Consider the following 15839-nt stretch of genomic DNA (forward strand, 5'->3'; position numbering starts at 1 on the left):
TTGAGGAAATTTTGCAAGTGTTGAGGGTGTTGAAAAGTTTCCCTTTCCCCCTGAACATTGAGGATCAACTAGTAAATTTGCTCAATTGAGAGCGAGTATGGGATTAAAGCGATCTGATGCCGGTTACGCTAAAGCTAATCCAGCCTCAAGTTTCAGAATAGTTCCTGTATAAGGAAAATGCTTATGACTGCTGTATCCCTTGTTGTTAAACCTGTTAGCCAAATGCGGCTAGCGCCTGGTAGTACAGTGAATATCCAGGATATGAGTTGGGAAGAATATGAGTCTATTTTGCAAGAACTGGGGGAAAAGCGATCGCTACGAGTTGCTTACAGCAAGTCTACGTTAGAAATTATGGTTCCTCTACCCGAACACGAAAAATCAAAGGACTTGATTTCGGATATTGTAAAAATCTTGCTGAAGATTGCACTTAAAAGTTATGAACCCTTCGGTTCAACCACCTTCAAGCGGGAAAATATAGCGGGGGTAGAACCAGATGCTTGCTTCTACATCCAGAATTACCAAAGAATGATTGGTCGTGGCAAACTAGAACCAGATGATCCACCTCCTGATTTGGCAATTGAAACAGATGTGACATCAAAAACAACTCTTGATGCTTACGAAGCGATCGCTGTTCCAGAACTATGGATTTACGATAGTAAAAAGCTGAGGATTTATTTACTCAGGGATGGACATTACATCGAATCTGATAACAGTCCTAACTTTCCAAATATCCCTCTAACTCAAATTATTGCTGCTACAGTTGAACGAGCTTGGCAAGTAGGAACTGTACAAGCTTTGAAAGAGTTTGAAGGGGCATTAGATAGAAGTAGCTTTTGATAGAGAGTCGAATGGCACGCTTGAAAAGCCGGAACCCTTGCGGTTTAAGCAGTCTGCAATTGTTTTCGTAATTCATGCCGAGGTTTCGTCATCAAGGGGTAAGCTTTTGGGGGGAGCAATGCGATCGCCTGACTAAAAAGGTAATAGTTATCCTAAGCCATTGCATTGCAGATTCCATCGGGAGCAATGCTCCAAAGTGAGGTCAGCCAAAAAAGGTGCGATAGTAATCTGAGCTTCAAAGTCTTTCAATGATTTCGCTAAATCTAAAGTTGCATCTATATTTTTTTCCATCAAGGTAGGCATTTCCTGTCTCAAAAGTATTGCTAAAAGGGAATTCTACCGAATGGCACTAAGAAAAGCTATAAGCTATATGAGGTAAGGATTTCAACTTTTAATCAATGAACAGTGAGTGGGCAGGTGGAGCGATCGCTCCCGGATCAGATAGAGCTTCATGGATGGGGCGATGATGCACGGGCTGTCCAAAAATTATAAGAATAGGAAAAGCTTACTCGTTCATGAAATACTTTCTTGAAGACGAGCAAGCAAATATAACTATTATCACTGTGACACTACGAGTACAAATTCTCTCTTGATAAATTTAATCAAAGTTTAGGATTGCCTTTTAAAGAGCTATTACCAGAATCTGTAATTGAGCAAGCCATTGCGGAACTAAAAATTAGATATAAGAAGCGATTATTTGACCCTATAGTAACTCTATGGGCGTTTTTATCTCAAGTTTTAGATACTGATAAAAGTTGCCACAATGCAGTGAGTAAAATAATTGCTCATTTGGCAGGACAAATAGTAGAAATTCCCTCTACTGATCCAAGTGCTTAAAGACACGCACGGTCGAGATTACCAGAGAAATTATTAGAAAAGCTTTTTCAAAAAGCGGCACATAATTTAGAAGAAAAAGTGACGACAGAATATTTATGGTGTGGTCGAAATGTGAAGGTAATAGATGGGTCTACCGTATCAATGCCTGACACTGTAGAAAATCAGAAAGCCTACCCTCAGCCAAGTAGTCAAAAGCCGGGATGTGGATTCCCAATTGCGAAAATTGGTGTGATATTTAGTTTAGCGACAGGAGCTGCTGTTGCTCTAGCTATAGACGTTTTGAACACTCATGATATTAAATTAGCTAGAAAACTATATCAGTTTCTTAATCCATTAGATATCCTTTTAGGAGATAGAGCGTTTTGCGCTTACGCTGATATAGTCGCTGTTAAAAAACTTAATTGTGATGTAGTTTTCCGTAAACATCAAGCTCGAATAACATCCATGCAAAAAGGCAAAATTGTTGGAGCCTGTGACAAGTTGGTAACTTGGTTTAAACCTAAAAAATGCCCAAAAGGATTAAGTAAAGATGAATTTGATGCTTTACCATTAACCATAACTGTGCGAGAGATTTATTATTATATTGTTGTTCCTGGTTTTCGCACTGAACGAGTTAGTTTAATTACTACTCTCTTAAATACAACAATTTATTCTACTCTGGAAATTGTTGGGCTTTACGGTAAACGTTGGGATGTTGAATTAGATTTAAGACATATAAAAACTACTCTGGGGATGGATGTTTTGCGCTGTAAAACTCCCTCTATGGTTCGCAAAGAAATTTATGTTTATTTGCTTGCTTAGAATCTATTGCGTAGTTTGATGTGGTCGGCAGGAACTACTTACAGTACTCCCCCCTTACGCCTGTCACTCCAAGGCACTCGTCATCATTTAAATAACTTTATTCCCGAATTATTAGCAGCAATTTCAACAAAACGTCTCCAAATTTACCGTACTTTACTTAAGGTTATTGCTCACAAAGCTGTGAGCGATGCCTGCGGCGGTAAACTACGCCCCGCAAGAAGTGAACCACGAGTCCTTTTACGTCGCCCAAAAATTTATCCCTTGATGACCAAACCCCGGCACGAATTACGAAATCTTTTGCAAACTGCTTAACCACAAGTGTTTCGGCTTTTCTTAGTGCCATTCGTTATCTAGGCTTGAGCCTAGCAGTCAATCCCCCAGAACCCTTATGGGTAATAGTTTCTGACTAACGAATCACACCAAACCCGTACTTTTCGCACTCGTTGAAAATCTGGCACATGATTGCGTTCTCAGCAGGGGAAGAGGACAACGAGCAGGGTGCGGGGTGCAAGGGGGAAAGATTCTCTCCCTTGCACCCTGCCCCCTGCCCAAGAGCCTCTTCTGGTAAGGTCGCTTTTACCTCTTGCACTCTTAAAGCGAACCAATTCCGATCAAAGGCTAAACGTCCGCCATTGAGGAACTGCACCCATACAGTGATGCCACCTTCAATCCAGATGGTGCGAACTGATTCAGGTTTCGCCTGAATTATCTCGCCAATGATGCGGCGGTCACGAGCAGTCAGGGGGTCAAGGGTAGGGGCTACAGCTTCGCCTTGGGTTGCAAGGTGGTGGTTTAGTTCTGCTTGGGCTATTACTTGCTCGTCTTTGGAAGGAGCATTGGCAACTAGTGTTTGATTTAGCTTGAAGCTTGAGGGTGCTTGCTCTGTATAGGTTGAATGCGTCATAATGAGGATCTCCTGCCTCTATATGGAGTTAGGTTTTTGACAAAGGGCGATCGCAGAAGTTTTCCAGACAGTAGCGGTCGTCTTTTGTTTTGTTCCCAAATACATGGTAACCATTGGTTACCAAAAAGCAGAATATTCTTGTTGACAGTGCTATGCTCGTGTTTACCACGTTGGTAAACAGATGGAGTTAATAGACAATAGAAGTATGAATACAGAGGAAAAAGCAGACAAACGTCTAGCGGTGCGCGTTACACAAACCGTAAAAGATGCTTTTAACGAAAGAGCTAGGAAGTCAGGAAAAACTGAATCCCAGGCCTTATTGGCATTAGTTTCGCAATTTATCGGTGGAGAGTTGGAAATAGAAAGCGATATTAACACTCGCCTGCAAAGACTGGAAGAGGAAATTAAGGAACTAAAGCAAGCCCGATCGGGGGAATTAATCGCCTCAGGGACGAGAATCGCCTCCTGAGGCAAAAACTAAAACAGATACAACAAGTAGCAAAGGAAGACCCGCCCCAACCAAATAGGTAAGGCGGGTTTGTAATTTAACACTATTACATGGTAACTTATGGTTAACTATGGTAACCCAAAAAGAGAAAAATAAAGGAGGAAATTTCAGGACTGGAGTAAAAGGGTTACCACAATACCAGGGTTTACCAAGCACAGATAAATGTTCTGTCGCCACTTTTTCTTCTAGGTTTTGTGCTGAAAAATTCAAAAGGTTCTCTAATAATTTCGGTTCTTCCGGTAGTTTTATGGCTTAAAGATTGGTCGGATTTTTTTCATTTATTTTGAGGGAATATGTTCCCTTTAAAAAAGTAAACTCTAGTTGAAAAATGTCAATATATTGAAAGAGGAGGATAAAGTTTTTTATAAAAAAAAACTACAAGTTTGGTTATATTTTCAGCTAGATTTATGAGTTGAAATCGATTTTTCATGGACAGATTTTTTGAAACCTGTCTATCTCCAGCGTCGGATGATAATTATCTGTCAAAAAATGATGCAAGCGATCGCCACTTTACAATTACAAATCCAACAAATCAAGGCTTCAGGCGAAGTGGCACCAGCCGGTTGCTGTCCCACTTTCAACATTAACTTCCAAATCACCGACCTCCCCACAGGACAACTAGCCGAAGCCCAAATCACCCAATTCGACCAATACGATCGTCCCAACGGTGGCACAATCCTCATCGACGACGACGCTAACGGCTACTTGTGGTTCATCGACCCCACTCCACTTGACAACAGCGAATTCGCCCAAACCCTAGCTGACACAGCACTCCGCGCCACCACAGGCGACGCAGTAGGCAAATACGACCTCCTCACCACCATCCTCCATGAAACCGGACACTTATTAGTGGCTTTACAACCAAATTAAGTCTGTGGGTTGGCATCCATTTATGCGAATTAACCAACAAGGTCAATTCCAACATCATGGGCAACAAGAGTGGTGTTTGCTCACCTCCTTAGTGGCAAAAGTTGGTACTCAATGGAAAGGATTGGTAACTTGTTTCAAAACCAATTCAATTGAATGCACACTTGTAGGACGTTGGGATGAAGATTATACCGACACGCAGTGCTAATTGTCACGGATTTATCTCCTGAAGTGGCGGATGCTTGTTGGTATTCAATGCGTTCTTGGATTGAGTGTATGTTTAAGGATGGTAAACGCGGTGGTTTGGCATGGCATCAAACTAAGATGATTCATCCCAAACGAGCTGAACGACTAGGGTTAGCGTTCGCCCTTAACGTTGGCGCAGCCATCGCGATCGCTATTTTATGGCAAGTCAGTGTTGGCGGTGCCGTTGATGCCAATCAGCCCATCAGCAGTGTGGATGAGTTACCCCCAAATCATATTGCCAGACGGAATTTGAAACATAGGCAGAAAAATCGTTGGTTGAGTTGTTTTCCACGTGGCTATTTAGTTATTAAAGCCGCATTTCTCAATCATTTGACATTACCACAGGGTGGTTTTTTTCCTCAACCCTGGCCTACATTTACTCCAGAACTCAGTGTTTCCCAAATCACCTTCTCCTCTGCCTAATTTTTAAACACCTACCCTTGAAAAAGAAGCAGGGGAGCTCTTAGCAGGGAGCAAGGGGGATAGTTCAGGTGGGGATTCGACCCCACCTGAACGAAAACCACGCTTTTTGAAGTGGGGGACTCAGACCCATGTTCCCCCCTTCATTCCACGGCAGGAGTCAGGGGTCATTCCCCCCCGCTAATAGCCCCCAACCAAGAGCCTCTTCGTTGAAAGCCTCTCTCACCCCCCTTTTGCATGATAATCAATAGGTGCGTTCGAGCGATGGGGCAATCGCTGGCAGCCGCTTCACCCGTATTTTCTCAGGACTGATTCTGAATTGCTATACTTTCTTACTAATTTTAATATTTATACTTTTAACTAAATCAAGTATCTTCCTGAAAAGCTTTGGTGATATTACGGAGAGAGTCAAAACATAACTCAACATACCGAATAAGAGTGAAATAGCTAGTAAGAACCGTGCTTCAATAAATGTTCCCAATAAATATTTAATTGCTAACATACAACCAGCCATTACAGTTGTAGCTACTAAAGGTATTATCAATAAACCCAGATAGTGACTTAAATTAATCCGAACGAGTTTTTTAATAACTACTAATGAAATAGGTAAGAGTAGATAGGAACGAACTACATAAGCAAATGCAACAGCTACAATACCCAATCGAACTACCAAAGCAAAAGCAATGACATTAGCAACTGTATTTATCACTTGTATCCATAGCCTCCACGAAGGTTTACCCAACGCCGTAGTTACAGCACCGTGATAGTAGAGAATTACGTGAATAGGTCCAATAAACGATAGGACTTGCATTACGGCGATACTTTGATACCACTGCTCACCAAATAAAACTTTTACTAATTCGGGTGCCAAGACTGGTACACAAAGAAACAAAGGAAAAGCAATAACACTTACAAACTGAATAGCGCTATAGAAGGTGTTTCTTAACTGTTCTGGTTCTTCCTGTAACCTAGAAAATATTGGTAATGCAACCTTGGTTGTTGTACTAATTAAAACTTCTGTCATTACTAACAGTATTCGATAAGCAATCGAATAATAACCTAATGCAACGGGTCCAAGAAAGTAGCCAATTAGTAAATCATCTGAGCGGCGACTAAAAAAGGTGAGTATATTAAACGCAGATACATTAACACCAAAAGCAAAAAGTTCTTTAGCATGTGTAGCTGAAACTTTCAATGTTGGTCGCCAATCGCTAACTCGCCACAAGATTAACACCTGCACAAAACTACTGGATAGTTGTTGACCTACAAGACTCCAAACTCCAAAGTCTAAGAAAGCCATAACCACACCAACTATTCCACCGATTATCACTGCTATTAGTGAGCGTATTGCTAAATTTTTGAAATCAAACTGACGCTCAAGAACTGCTTGTTGCACACTGCTTAAACCAGTGAATACGAATGTTATAGATAAGTATCTAATAATTGGTAATATCTGCGGCTGGTGAAATAAATCAGCTACTAATCCAGCACACGCAATACTTGATAGTGTTAAGAGTATACTGATTCCTAAAGTAGTCCAGAATGCAGTATCCAAATGTTCTGCATCTATCTCTCGACGCTGGATAATTGCTATAGAAAAGCCTTGGTCAACAAAAACTTGCAGAAATCCAATAAAAATAGATGCTAAAGCAACTAAACCAAAACTTTCTGGACTAAGTAAACGAGCTAGGGCAAAGAAAACAACTAAAGAGACTGCTTGGCGTCCCCAACTTTCGATAGCAGACCAGACTAGACTTTTAACAGCTTTCTGTCGTAAGTTTGATGACTGTTGAGGTGATTTCATGATATAATCGAAAAAATTAGAGTATTTAGCCTTGATATTCCAAACTAAAGGCAGCCAGATTATTTATTTTTGCACACGTTGAATCTGCTTTTCGACTTCTGCCATTGCTTGTTTGGTAAGTTTGACCCCTGTACGATAAAAAATAAGGGAAATGCTGTTTGTGCAAATTAAAAGCGTAACAGCTTACCTCCGGCATAAATTGTCTGCGCTCGCTCCCAGAGAGCTTTGTCCTGTCTTTATATGAATCTATCCCACTATTCTAAAAATCTCTACTTCTTTTCGTAAAATATGCTTAAAAAGCTTGATTTTTCGTTTTTACTTCTTAATCAGCTTAAGCCTTGTACCACAAATCTTATTAGTGGGATAGGTTCATACAACAACTTTAGGCTATCAGTTAGTTGGATGATTGATTTTAAAGATATAAAACGTATTGCACACTGATTATTCTCTGACTACCCCAATTTTATCAGGAGAGGCAGAGGGCAGGAGACAGGAGGCAGGAGGGAATACTGACTCCTGCCCAATGCGGGTGACCGTAGGGAACAAGGGTCTAAAACCCCGCCGTCTACACGGCGCTTACAATTAGGCGGGGATTCAGACCCCGCCTAATTGTTTCTCCTGCCCTCTGCCTCCAGCAAGAACTGCCTTTTTCAAGGATCATTTTTTACTTGGAATACCTAATGTTTTGGCTTCATTAATTGCTAAACCCAGTAGCATAATGGGTACAGAATTTTTATTCCATTTTTTGAAAGATTCATGGCATACGGTTTGCAATCTACTAGTACCTTGAAATGATTCGATCTTTTCTTTTAGCCATGGTCGTGAATATTCTATACGCTTTTTCCAATCCAAGTTTCCGTTGACTTCTGCAAATCTAGTCAATTTTAAACGTCGCATGACTTTACTCATAAATGTGTTTAGCTGAACAAAAATCAATGGAGAGGTCTCTAAGTAAGCTCTCCTAAGCCACTGATCATAAAGCTTTTGATCTTGAAGCATTGAGAACGGCTGGTTAATTAAAAACTTCATGAGTGGTCGGTAATAAAATGGATAACTTATTTCTACAAAGTATTCCGCCATATCAAAAGCAGAGGATATCCAAGTTCCCTGGCGAATGGACAAATCGAGAAGTATGGCACGCTGGTAAGGAGCCAAATCAACCATTGAGTTATAACGCTCCATAAGCTTGGTGATCAATTTGTTAACCTCAGTAGGAAAGGACTGGTGAATATCAGCGTCATAATCTTTTTCCCAGAGTTTGTGACAGATAATTTTCAGAACACTGTTAAAATCTATATCGGCTTGATGCGGTAAATGGTTACCAGTCAGTGCGTCGCCAAGGAACCCCACAGTCGTGTGCTGAGTCATCTGGCGGGCATAATCAAAGCCAGTTACCATGTGTATGACCTGAAAGCCAATAGCGCCCCCCATCAAAGCGATAACTTTGTCCGCATAGGTTTCCACTCTCCAATCATCATATGGAATGAGATGATGGTTTATGCCTAATTCTGAGGCAAGTATTGTTGCTCTACGACGGTCTGAGGAATTTCTCTCGCCGTAAGTCATCGCATCGATTCTGATGTGTTTACGCTTTTTGAGACCGAGTACGATAGCTTTGGAGTCACGACCTCCAGAAAGCATAACGTTTGCTCTATCACCGTCAAATTCGCGAGTTAGTGATTCAGAAAATATCTGATCTAGCTGTACAATAGCGTTGTCAGGTGTATTATTTGTACCTGAATCTTCTATTAGGGTCGTCTCAAGTTCTGCATAACGCTTGATCGACCAGTTAAGGTTTTCACAATAACTGCCATTATTCCAAGTAGCGATTAAGTATTGCCCATGCATTAATCGACGGATGCCACGCACAGGAGTAGAGCCGTCAATTGATGCACATGACATAAGTATCGATGCGATTCCTTCCGGATCATCTTCGTAAGGCTTTCCAAGTGCGAATATGAGTGTGCCAAGGTGAGAACTAACAAACAAATGCCCTTCGTTTTCAGCATAAAATAACGATCCTGCTCCGATCAAATCTGTCGCACAGATTAGAGAACCGGATGGATTGAGGCTGACTAGTGAGAATTTGCCATCTAGGTTAGTTAAGGCGGTTTCTAAAGCTCTTGTATTATTGTGATTCCAGTCATAACGTTGATCATTGCCTGACAATAGAAAAGGTCGCCCTTTGATCCAAGTTTTACTGGATACGCTTAATGAGATTGATAATGTTGACTGTGTTTCTCCGAATGAGAGAATTTTGGATGAACTCAACTCGACTTCTACATTTGCCTCCCACCCCAAGCACTCGGGAAATGCAAGTGGGATACTAGAAACTCTGGGACCTAATACAGCGATGAAGCACTTTACGAAATGTTGAGACATAAAATATTTTTAGATTAATTTGTATGTTGATCGAGACACTAAACCAAGGACAATTTCAGTAGACCGAAAACTTTTGGAAATTGACGAAAGAATAAGGGTTTGGGTCGATGGTTGGGATCTGGCGATCACCACCTGAAGCCATCGCTCTCTGGGTCTACTCAGAATAAAAGTTCTTGAAACGCTCCTTAGAAGCTGATTTCGTCTTTTGGTGTTCCAAAGCGAAAATCAAGGACTGGTGAGGCTTCTGAAAAACTTTTCGGCCTACTGAAATTACACTTCTAATGAGATTCATCACAATCACCCCAATTGCCACTGTCGTGAGCAGTTGAGTATCTCCCCGCACGAGTACGTCGTCCGTAAGCAGTTGCATCATCAAGGGCGAGGCAAGAGAAAGCGTTGATCTACTTAGAGGTTGTTTGAAAAGTTTTTCGCTGTGATTTTAATTACTTTTAGATCCCCCCTAACCCACGCCAGTCGCTCCCCTTAAAAAAGGGGGAACCGGAATCAAAGTCCCCCAATTTGTCGGGGGATTTAGAGGGATCTAGAACTTTTGATACCGACAAAAAGACTTTTCAAACATCCTCTAAGATTAAAAGGTATTTGATATCAAGTAAGCTAGTTCAATTTCAGCTCCTGATTTCACTGATCTAAAATTGAGCTTGACAAAAACTATGTGATATGGATTGAAAAAATCTCTATCCAGCAGTGTTTGAATAACTGAATTGGAAACTTGGAATTGGAGAGAGTGCAGAGGAACGCAACCCCCACAAAGCTGAATCAAACGCAGCAGGTGATTCGCTCTCCGGTCAAAGTTGCTGTCAACCGTATTAGGCATTTGGGTTACCCCCTCTGATTGCGGCTAACTGTTGTTGCAAAATAACAATTTGACTTTGATATTGCTCAATCTCTGCGGTGATTTGTGAGACTAATTCCTGCGGGGAGAGCAGTTGGATTTGATTCTCTTCAAAGTGGAATAATTCGTCAGAATTTTTCCGAGGCATCAGCGCATAGCGCCAACCAAAACAATTACCAATTCGCAATTCGCAATTCGCAGTTAAAGATAATTGCGAATTGCGAACTGCGAATTGCGAATTGTTGTGTACGTTGTTCCAAAGCAAAGCGCGGATATTCCCAATGTTTGGGTATCGTGATTGTTGGTTGCATTGATTTAATTGCAATGAAGGGAAATAATCGGAGTAAGGGGGAAAGGGTAAAGGGGAAGGGAATGAAGAAATTTCCCTTTAACCGTTCCCCTTTAACCTTTTCCCAGGCGAAGCCCAAGAATTACGCCGCCATTAGTTCAAAAACTCGTTTATACTCCCGTAAATACTGCTATTCATCGGGGTTAACATCTCAAATCGGCGGTTTAACAATTCTGTATGGCGTGGGGTTTGTGCGACTGCTAACTGCCAAACAGCAACAAGCACAGACTGACAGGCGACGCGCTCCTGCTCTGTAGCACCCACTACCCACCAAGTACCGCCACTGAATCCGACTTCGCCCAGTTTCACGTCGTTGTTGTAAATCCCATCGTGGAGGATTTCAAAGCCGTATTTCTCGCACTCGTTGAAAATCTGGCACATGATTTCCTTTTCAGTACTACCATTAGTATCTGTAGCGTTTTGCTCTTGCACTGGTAAAGAGCGATCTTTGTAATGTGAGCAGATGTAATGATGACAAAGTATATTCGTAGAAGCACGGTGGATTTCCTTGCTGTTCACCATTACCACCCAAGGTTGCGTCAGGTCGTCGTCGTAATGGATTGCGGCGATCAACTTATCCCCGGCGTAGTATTCGTGGTCGTAGAACGAGATTTCGATGGGTGTCAGTGGTATTGAGGCAGGGGTGATGAATTGCTCAGGGTGGGCGGATTGGTAATCGGCGATCGCCCTAATCCATCCATCCTTGCAGCGTTTGTCTGCGACTTCGACTGTACAAGCGATTTCGCTGTAGATTTGCTTCAGGCGTGCTATGGATTTGTGTTTTAGCTGTTGTGCTGTGTAAGTGGCGTGTGTCATGATTAGTAGTACTCCATCTTTATGGTGAAGGTGTTATAAAAGGCGATCGCATTCTTTCCACGGACGGCGGTCGTCTTTTTGCTTTCTAGATATAATCTAGCAAACAATCTAGTTTTTTGTAAATATAAAAATCTAGATGATTAAGTTGGCTTACAATAAGCTTTACAGACATAAATCTGGATAAAGAGTATATTGTTGATAAAGACCAACAGAAAAATATGCCCGCGAACAAAAAGCCTGAGACGCAAGGCCGAACTGCCCAGCTAGGTATCAAGATAGATGCCGAGTTATACGAGAAGTACAAAATAAAATTGAAAGAAGCCGGTATATCGGTTACGGAAGATATCGAAAATCACATGAGGAATTATGTCGGCGAGATGATAGTCCGCAGTAATGTAGTGGATATAGTCAAGCTAGTTGAGGATGTGGAAGCCTTGAAACAAGTCGTGGGGGAGTTACAACCGAGCTGGCAAAAGAGAATGAGCAACTTAAAAGTCGGTTAAAAGCTATGTCATCTCAAATCGACAACATGGTTCAAATAATGAAAACTTCACCCCCTCTTGACAGGGGGTGAAGCGTTTTTAACGTATGCCACTTTATTCTAGATGTTTTTCTTGATTGAAAGCTAGCTCGGTGTGAGATTTTTAAGTAGTCACTAAATCTGTGATTACTTAATTTTTTAAGCGATGCTTCCGAAGTTTCCGAGGCTAAGGGCGATCGATTACGGTTACTGCTGCTGAAGTAGAGGAGTTGTCCGAAACGGAGGAGCGTCAAATATGCGATCGGAGCGGATGCAGAAACTCAAACTTGCGGCGAATTCGCGGCAGAATCCTGGTTTCAAGGTCAATAATGAGCATTTTATTTTAACCTTTCATAGATTACCGCTCCCTAATCTTATCCGCGAAAAACTTCTCTCCAATTTAGTTTACTTTGACAGATCAATTAGTACTTCTCGCATTGATAATATGAATGTGCGAAGATTAGTTAATGCAACCGCTCCTTGAACACCTATAAAAGGTTGCATAATATTACCTCTAGCTTGAGCCGAACTAAGCATAAAGTTAAGATTAAGATATTCCTCACTATTTGAGGTAACACCTCTTTCTATAACCTGAACTTGAAAAAGACTACTTTTAAAAATTTGAAAAGGAATTGCTGAACCTTTAATATCTTGTTCTGTCAATGCGGTATATTTATCAAGTTCTTTTATAAAATTGCCTAAATCTTCAAAAGAAATTGTTTTTGGGACAGAACTGATAACAAATTGAATAAAGTCAGTTGAGGCAAAGTTTAAAACGATAAATATCCCAACACTATTTTTAATAGAAACAAGTTTTTTAAAATAAAAAGTAACTAGGTATCCATCAGCTTCTAGACAACATTTTTTCTCTGATTGTATAAAATCTGATTGAGATGGCATGGCTAAAATTTTTCTATCTTCACGAATTGATTCCATTTGATTCATTACTTGATTTATAGAATCTAAAACTTGTTTTACTTGTTCTTTCGGCATTCCTACTTTTGTTTCAAAGTCATGCAAGGTTATGCCAAAACAGACTTCATTTAGCAAATTGTTTAGTAAAGTGATTTCATATAAGGAGCAGCTAATATTCATGAAGCTTTGAGCTGACTGCCCAATCTCTTTAATAAGAGACTCTAAGAAACCGCTAGCTTGTCTATAAGATACACCTAATCTTGTTTCAAACTCAAATTCTGTTAGGGCATTCTGATCTTCCGTAAGAGCATTGCTAAAAATTTCTAATTCTTGAATTGACAATTCAATCTCAGCTTTTTGATATGTTATTGTGATGACCTTCATAATATATCCTCATCGATTCTCTTTAAACTTAGTCTTTCAATTTGCCCGGTTGTCTATCAAAGTATTCTCTAGATGCCGTATCACTCCTGTCTTGTATGTTGCGATTAAAAGCTGTACCACCGTCAGGATCTCTAGGATTATCAATGACAATCGTACCGTCTGCTCCAAGATAAATAGTGGTTTTATCACTTCTTTCTTTCTTTTTTACATATCCAGTTGTGATGATATCAAGAATATATTCTGCTAATTCATCTTTATCATTTATACCCAATTGCTCCCATTCAAATCTTCGCTCTGGATTCCAGGCGTGACCATATGCAATGGTATAAGCTAATTCTTCTGGGTTATCAATATTAAAAAGATATTTAATTAAGCTATTTATGTCACGACTTGAGTGACCTGTATGATTGTTAAAATTAGGTTGTGAATTTCCAGCAAATCCACCTAAAGTTTCTGGGGCCCATGTATTTCTCCAGGCGAGTAGTCCATCTAGTATAGTTCTCGGTCGTTCATCTTCACTAAACCCACCAAGCCGTTCCGGTTGATAAGATTTGGTTGTGAACATTATGTAAGCGGTCGCTGCCAAGGTTGATTCTATAGAAAAAGCAGCAGACGACTCTGCTATAGAATAAAATCCACTAGGATCAGTGAAGGAAGCCGGATTACCATTAGCATAAATATACTTATGCAGCGTCAAAGGTTCACCTAGCCTACCCTGATAATCATCCCTCCTAGTAAACCGTCCGGTATTAGGGTTATAATATCTCGCCCGATTATAATAATCTCCTAACGCCTCATCAAATTGTTCGCCAGCAAACAGGTATTTATTCTCTACCCCACCAGTAGAGTTAATTAATTCCCCATAAGCCTCATAATTATACGTACTAACAATACTACCGCTCACATCAGTCAACACCCTTGTACTACCCAAACCATCAACGTGGTAGAAAGTGCGATCGCTACCTTTCTCCTGAGCAATCAAATCATTACCGTAAACATACTCCACCTGCACAGCACCATTAGGAGAATATTCTTGCAAAACCTGTGCATACGGCTGCATTTCATCAATTAAATATCGCGTTTCAACACCACCAACTGTTGATGCAACCCGAATACCACTATCGTTGTACCGATACTGCATCGATTGCTGTGTTGCACCATTAGCATCTTTCACTATTGCCGCAATCAAACGATTTTCATAATCCCAAGTGTATTCAGTTGTAATGCCGTTTTCGGTCTTGGTTAAAGTGTTGCCATTATGATCATAGGTATAATTTGCAACTATCTGTTGATTAATAGTCTCATCTAACAATCGGTCATTGGCATCATAGGCATAATTAGTAACCGTTGTTGCACCATTAACAGTTTCACTCTTGGTCTTGCGATTGCCTACTTTATCGTAGGTGTAACCATACAATCGATTTCCATTAATCGCATCAGTAATTTTTTCTTGATTCAACCGATACAGATCATCGTAAGTATAATCAACGCTACGGCCATTGTGTTCAACAACTTTGGTGCGGTTGCCTACTTTGTCCAGGGTATAACTGTAGCTAGAGAGAATGGTGTCACCCTTTGGATGCAGACCGTCGCCATTGGGAAAAACGCCTTCAAGCGATCGCTGTGGAACTAATTTCAGAACCAGCCCGGATTGAAGCCGCCTACAAAGTGAAAGCAGTGCGAGTTGAGCCAGTCGGCGTAATTTATTTATGGCCGATTTCCGGCTAGAGGGAGTATAAACAATGGCAAACGATCCAGAAATTCGGTTACATAAAGAATGGTTAGGCTTTCTCCAGCCTGTGGGGTTGGTGGTGTCTCCCCCTGCATTGTCAGCAGCCCAAGCTGTGGTTAACCGCAATGTGGTGGAACTGCAACAAACACTCGCTACAGTTGCCAGACGTGAACCCCTCTCTGCTGATATAGGCAAGGAAACCTTTGGAATTGACGACTTTCCTGCTTTTACTATCAATGTTTTAGGTTGGCAGGCAGAAGATTTAGTTGCCAGTCCAGAGGAATTAGCGATCGCACTCCTAGATTACAACGAAGTTTTGACACCCACGTATGCTGTACCCGACCCTAATGGCAACTGGATGATGCTGGTACAGATGCTTCCTGATGGTACTGAACTTGACAATGCAGGCGCGGAGGATAATAAATCTACTGGTTGGCACGCCAGCCCCCAATCTAAGTTTGAGCGCCTTTTAAAAGAAACAAAAGTTTATACTGGGCTATTGTGCAATGGCACAGAATTGCGTTTGGTTTATGCACCGAATGGCACTAAGAAAAGCCGAAATGCTTGCCAGATAAAGATTACAGCTTTTCATCAATGAATAGTGAGCGAATGGTCAAGCGATCGCTGCCGCATCAAACACAGCGAAATGGGTGGAGGGTGATGC

Annotated in this window: 19 protein-coding genes and 1 pseudogene; 11 read left to right on the top strand and 9 right to left on the bottom strand. The window is 41.1% G+C overall.

Annotated elements, in window-relative coordinates; all coding sequences use genetic code 11:
• Positions 1-183: 183 nt before the first annotated feature.
• Positions 184-837 carry a Uma2 family endonuclease gene (locus LC605_RS24685; RefSeq protein ID WP_229550144.1) on the top strand — a complete coding sequence of 218 codons (654 nt, stop codon included), beginning with the start codon at positions 184-186 and terminating at the stop codon, positions 835-837.
• 147 nt (positions 838-984) lie between these two features.
• Here the strand turns inward: LC605_RS24685 and LC605_RS24690 are convergent, their stop codons facing one another.
• Positions 985-1140 carry a hypothetical protein gene (locus LC605_RS24690; protein WP_229550145.1) on the bottom strand — a complete coding sequence of 52 codons (156 nt, stop codon included), beginning with the start codon at positions 1138-1140 and terminating at the stop codon, positions 985-987.
• A 312-nt stretch (positions 1141-1452) separates the two neighbouring features.
• On the opposite strand from LC605_RS24690, the gene LC605_RS24695 reads away from it, so the two are divergent.
• The 3 genes and pseudogenes from LC605_RS24695 (at position 1453) to LC605_RS24705 (ending at position 2787) form a co-directional block, all read left to right on the top strand.
• Positions 1453-1674, top strand: a complete 222-nt coding sequence (locus tag LC605_RS24695) for a hypothetical protein (RefSeq protein ID WP_229550146.1) — start codon at positions 1453-1455, stop codon at positions 1672-1674.
• Positions 1675-1737: 63 nt separating this feature from the next.
• A pseudogene (locus tag LC605_RS24700) lies at positions 1738-2475 on the top strand (IS4 family transposase); the annotation flags it as partial.
• 18 nt (positions 2476-2493) lie between these two features.
• Positions 2494-2787: a hypothetical protein gene (locus LC605_RS24705; RefSeq protein ID WP_229550147.1), complete on the top strand. Its 294-nt coding sequence runs from the start codon at positions 2494-2496 to the stop codon at positions 2785-2787.
• A gap of 94 nt (positions 2788-2881) precedes the next feature.
• Here the strand turns inward: LC605_RS24705 and LC605_RS24710 are convergent, their stop codons facing one another.
• Complete coding sequence (locus LC605_RS24710) at positions 2882-3379, bottom strand: hypothetical protein (RefSeq protein WP_229550148.1); 498 nt, start codon at positions 3377-3379, stop codon at positions 2882-2884.
• A gap of 205 nt (positions 3380-3584) precedes the next feature.
• Between LC605_RS24710 and LC605_RS24715 the strand changes: the two genes are divergently transcribed.
• The 4 genes from LC605_RS24715 to LC605_RS24730 all read left to right on the top strand — a co-directional run bounded on the left by LC605_RS24715 (position 3585) and on the right by LC605_RS24730 (position 5423).
• On the top strand, positions 3585-3848 hold the full coding sequence (locus tag LC605_RS24715; RefSeq protein WP_152592224.1) for a hypothetical protein: 264 nt from the start codon (positions 3585-3587) through the stop codon (positions 3846-3848).
• Positions 3849-4328: 480 nt separating this feature from the next.
• Positions 4329-4757, top strand: a complete 429-nt coding sequence (locus LC605_RS24720) for a hypothetical protein (RefSeq protein WP_229550149.1) — start codon at positions 4329-4331, stop codon at positions 4755-4757.
• Positions 4758-4779: 22 nt separating this feature from the next.
• The gene (locus tag LC605_RS24725) at positions 4780-4962 is read left to right on the top strand and encodes a hypothetical protein (protein ID WP_229550150.1); all 183 of its coding nucleotides are present in this window, start codon (positions 4780-4782) and stop codon (positions 4960-4962) included.
• The gene (locus LC605_RS24730; protein ID WP_229550151.1) at positions 4956-5423 is read left to right on the top strand and encodes a hypothetical protein; all 468 of its coding nucleotides are present in this window, start codon (positions 4956-4958) and stop codon (positions 5421-5423) included. Before LC605_RS24725 ends, LC605_RS24730 begins: the two co-directional genes overlap by 7 nt.
• Before the next feature lie 319 nt (positions 5424-5742).
• Here LC605_RS24730 and LC605_RS24735 read toward each other — a convergent pair whose 3' ends face one another.
• The 5 genes from LC605_RS24735 to LC605_RS24755 form a co-directional block, all read right to left on the bottom strand.
• The gene (locus LC605_RS24735; protein ID WP_229550152.1) at positions 5743-7224 is read right to left on the bottom strand and encodes a lipopolysaccharide biosynthesis protein; all 1482 of its coding nucleotides are present in this window, start codon (positions 7222-7224) and stop codon (positions 5743-5745) included.
• Between the two features lie 657 nt (positions 7225-7881).
• The gene (locus LC605_RS24740; RefSeq protein WP_229550153.1) at positions 7882-9606 is read right to left on the bottom strand and encodes an asparagine synthase-related protein; all 1725 of its coding nucleotides are present in this window, start codon (positions 9604-9606) and stop codon (positions 7882-7884) included.
• 589 nt (positions 9607-10195) lie between these two features.
• Positions 10196-10441: a hypothetical protein gene (locus LC605_RS24745; protein WP_229550154.1), complete on the bottom strand. Its 246-nt coding sequence runs from the start codon at positions 10439-10441 to the stop codon at positions 10196-10198.
• Positions 10434-10646 carry a hypothetical protein gene (locus LC605_RS24750; RefSeq protein WP_229550155.1) on the bottom strand — a complete coding sequence of 71 codons (213 nt, stop codon included), beginning with the start codon at positions 10644-10646 and terminating at the stop codon, positions 10434-10436. The genes LC605_RS24745 and LC605_RS24750 overlap by 8 nt, the downstream gene beginning before the upstream one ends.
• Before the next feature lie 255 nt (positions 10647-10901).
• Complete coding sequence (locus LC605_RS24755; protein ID WP_229550156.1) at positions 10902-11624, bottom strand: hypothetical protein; 723 nt, start codon at positions 11622-11624, stop codon at positions 10902-10904.
• A gap of 218 nt (positions 11625-11842) precedes the next feature.
• Here LC605_RS24755 and LC605_RS24760 point away from each other — a divergent pair, with 218 nt between their 5' ends.
• Positions 11843-12127 (top strand): hypothetical protein, encoded by a 285-nt coding sequence (locus LC605_RS24760; RefSeq protein WP_229550157.1) that lies wholly within the window; start codon positions 11843-11845, stop codon positions 12125-12127.
• 422 nt (positions 12128-12549) lie between these two features.
• Here the strand turns inward: LC605_RS24760 and LC605_RS24765 are convergent, their stop codons facing one another.
• Together LC605_RS24765 and LC605_RS24770 are read right to left on the bottom strand one after the other, a co-directional pair.
• Positions 12550-13443, bottom strand: coding sequence for a hypothetical protein (locus tag LC605_RS24765; RefSeq protein ID WP_229550158.1), 894 nt, complete (start codon positions 13441-13443; stop codon positions 12550-12552).
• Positions 13444-13471: 28 nt separating this feature from the next.
• Positions 13472-14902: an RHS repeat domain-containing protein gene (locus tag LC605_RS24770; protein ID WP_229550159.1), complete on the bottom strand. Its 1431-nt coding sequence runs from the start codon at positions 14900-14902 to the stop codon at positions 13472-13474.
• Between the two features lie 116 nt (positions 14903-15018).
• Between LC605_RS24770 and LC605_RS24775 the strand changes: the two genes are divergently transcribed.
• Together LC605_RS24775 and LC605_RS24780 are read left to right on the top strand one after the other, a co-directional pair.
• Positions 15019-15171, top strand: coding sequence for a hypothetical protein (locus LC605_RS24775; RefSeq protein ID WP_229550160.1), 153 nt, complete (start codon positions 15019-15021; stop codon positions 15169-15171).
• 14 nt (positions 15172-15185) lie between these two features.
• The gene (locus LC605_RS24780) at positions 15186-15773 is read left to right on the top strand and encodes a hypothetical protein (RefSeq protein ID WP_229550161.1); all 588 of its coding nucleotides are present in this window, start codon (positions 15186-15188) and stop codon (positions 15771-15773) included.
• Positions 15774-15839: the final 66 nt, after the last annotated feature.

The sequence above is a fragment of the Nostoc sp. CHAB 5836 genome (assembly GCF_020829445.1).
GTDB lineage: Bacteria > Cyanobacteriota > Cyanobacteriia > Cyanobacteriales > Nostocaceae > Nostoc.

Bases quoted from the DNA above. Each gene is read 5' to 3' on its own strand.
- LC605_RS24685 (WP_229550144.1), top strand. From the start codon at position 184: ATGACTGCTGTATCCCTTGTTGTTAAACCTGTTAGCCAAATGCGGCTA.
- LC605_RS24690 (WP_229550145.1), bottom strand. From the start codon at position 1,140: ATGCCTACCTTGATGGAAAAAAATATAGATGCAACTTTAGATTTAGCG.
- LC605_RS24705 (WP_229550147.1), top strand. From the start codon at position 2,494: ATGTGGTCGGCAGGAACTACTTACAGTACTCCCCCCTTACGCCTGTCA.
- LC605_RS24710 (WP_229550148.1), bottom strand. From the start codon at position 3,379: ATGACGCATTCAACCTATACAGAGCAAGCACCCTCAAGCTTCAAGCTA.
- LC605_RS24715 (WP_152592224.1), top strand. From the start codon at position 3,585: ATGAATACAGAGGAAAAAGCAGACAAACGTCTAGCGGTGCGCGTTACA.
- LC605_RS24725 (WP_229550150.1), top strand. From the start codon at position 4,780: ATGCGAATTAACCAACAAGGTCAATTCCAACATCATGGGCAACAAGAG.
- LC605_RS24735 (WP_229550152.1), bottom strand. From the start codon at position 7,224: ATGAAATCACCTCAACAGTCATCAAACTTACGACAGAAAGCTGTTAAA.
- LC605_RS24740 (WP_229550153.1), bottom strand. From the start codon at position 9,606: ATGTCTCAACATTTCGTAAAGTGCTTCATCGCTGTATTAGGTCCCAGA.
- LC605_RS24745 (WP_229550154.1), bottom strand. From the start codon at position 10,441: ATGCCTAATACGGTTGACAGCAACTTTGACCGGAGAGCGAATCACCTG.
- LC605_RS24755 (WP_229550156.1), bottom strand. From the start codon at position 11,624: ATGACACACGCCACTTACACAGCACAACAGCTAAAACACAAATCCATA.
- LC605_RS24760 (WP_229550157.1), top strand. From the start codon at position 11,843: ATGCCCGCGAACAAAAAGCCTGAGACGCAAGGCCGAACTGCCCAGCTA.
- LC605_RS24765 (WP_229550158.1), bottom strand. From the start codon at position 13,443: ATGAAGGTCATCACAATAACATATCAAAAAGCTGAGATTGAATTGTCA.
- LC605_RS24780 (WP_229550161.1), top strand. From the start codon at position 15,186: ATGGCAAACGATCCAGAAATTCGGTTACATAAAGAATGGTTAGGCTTT.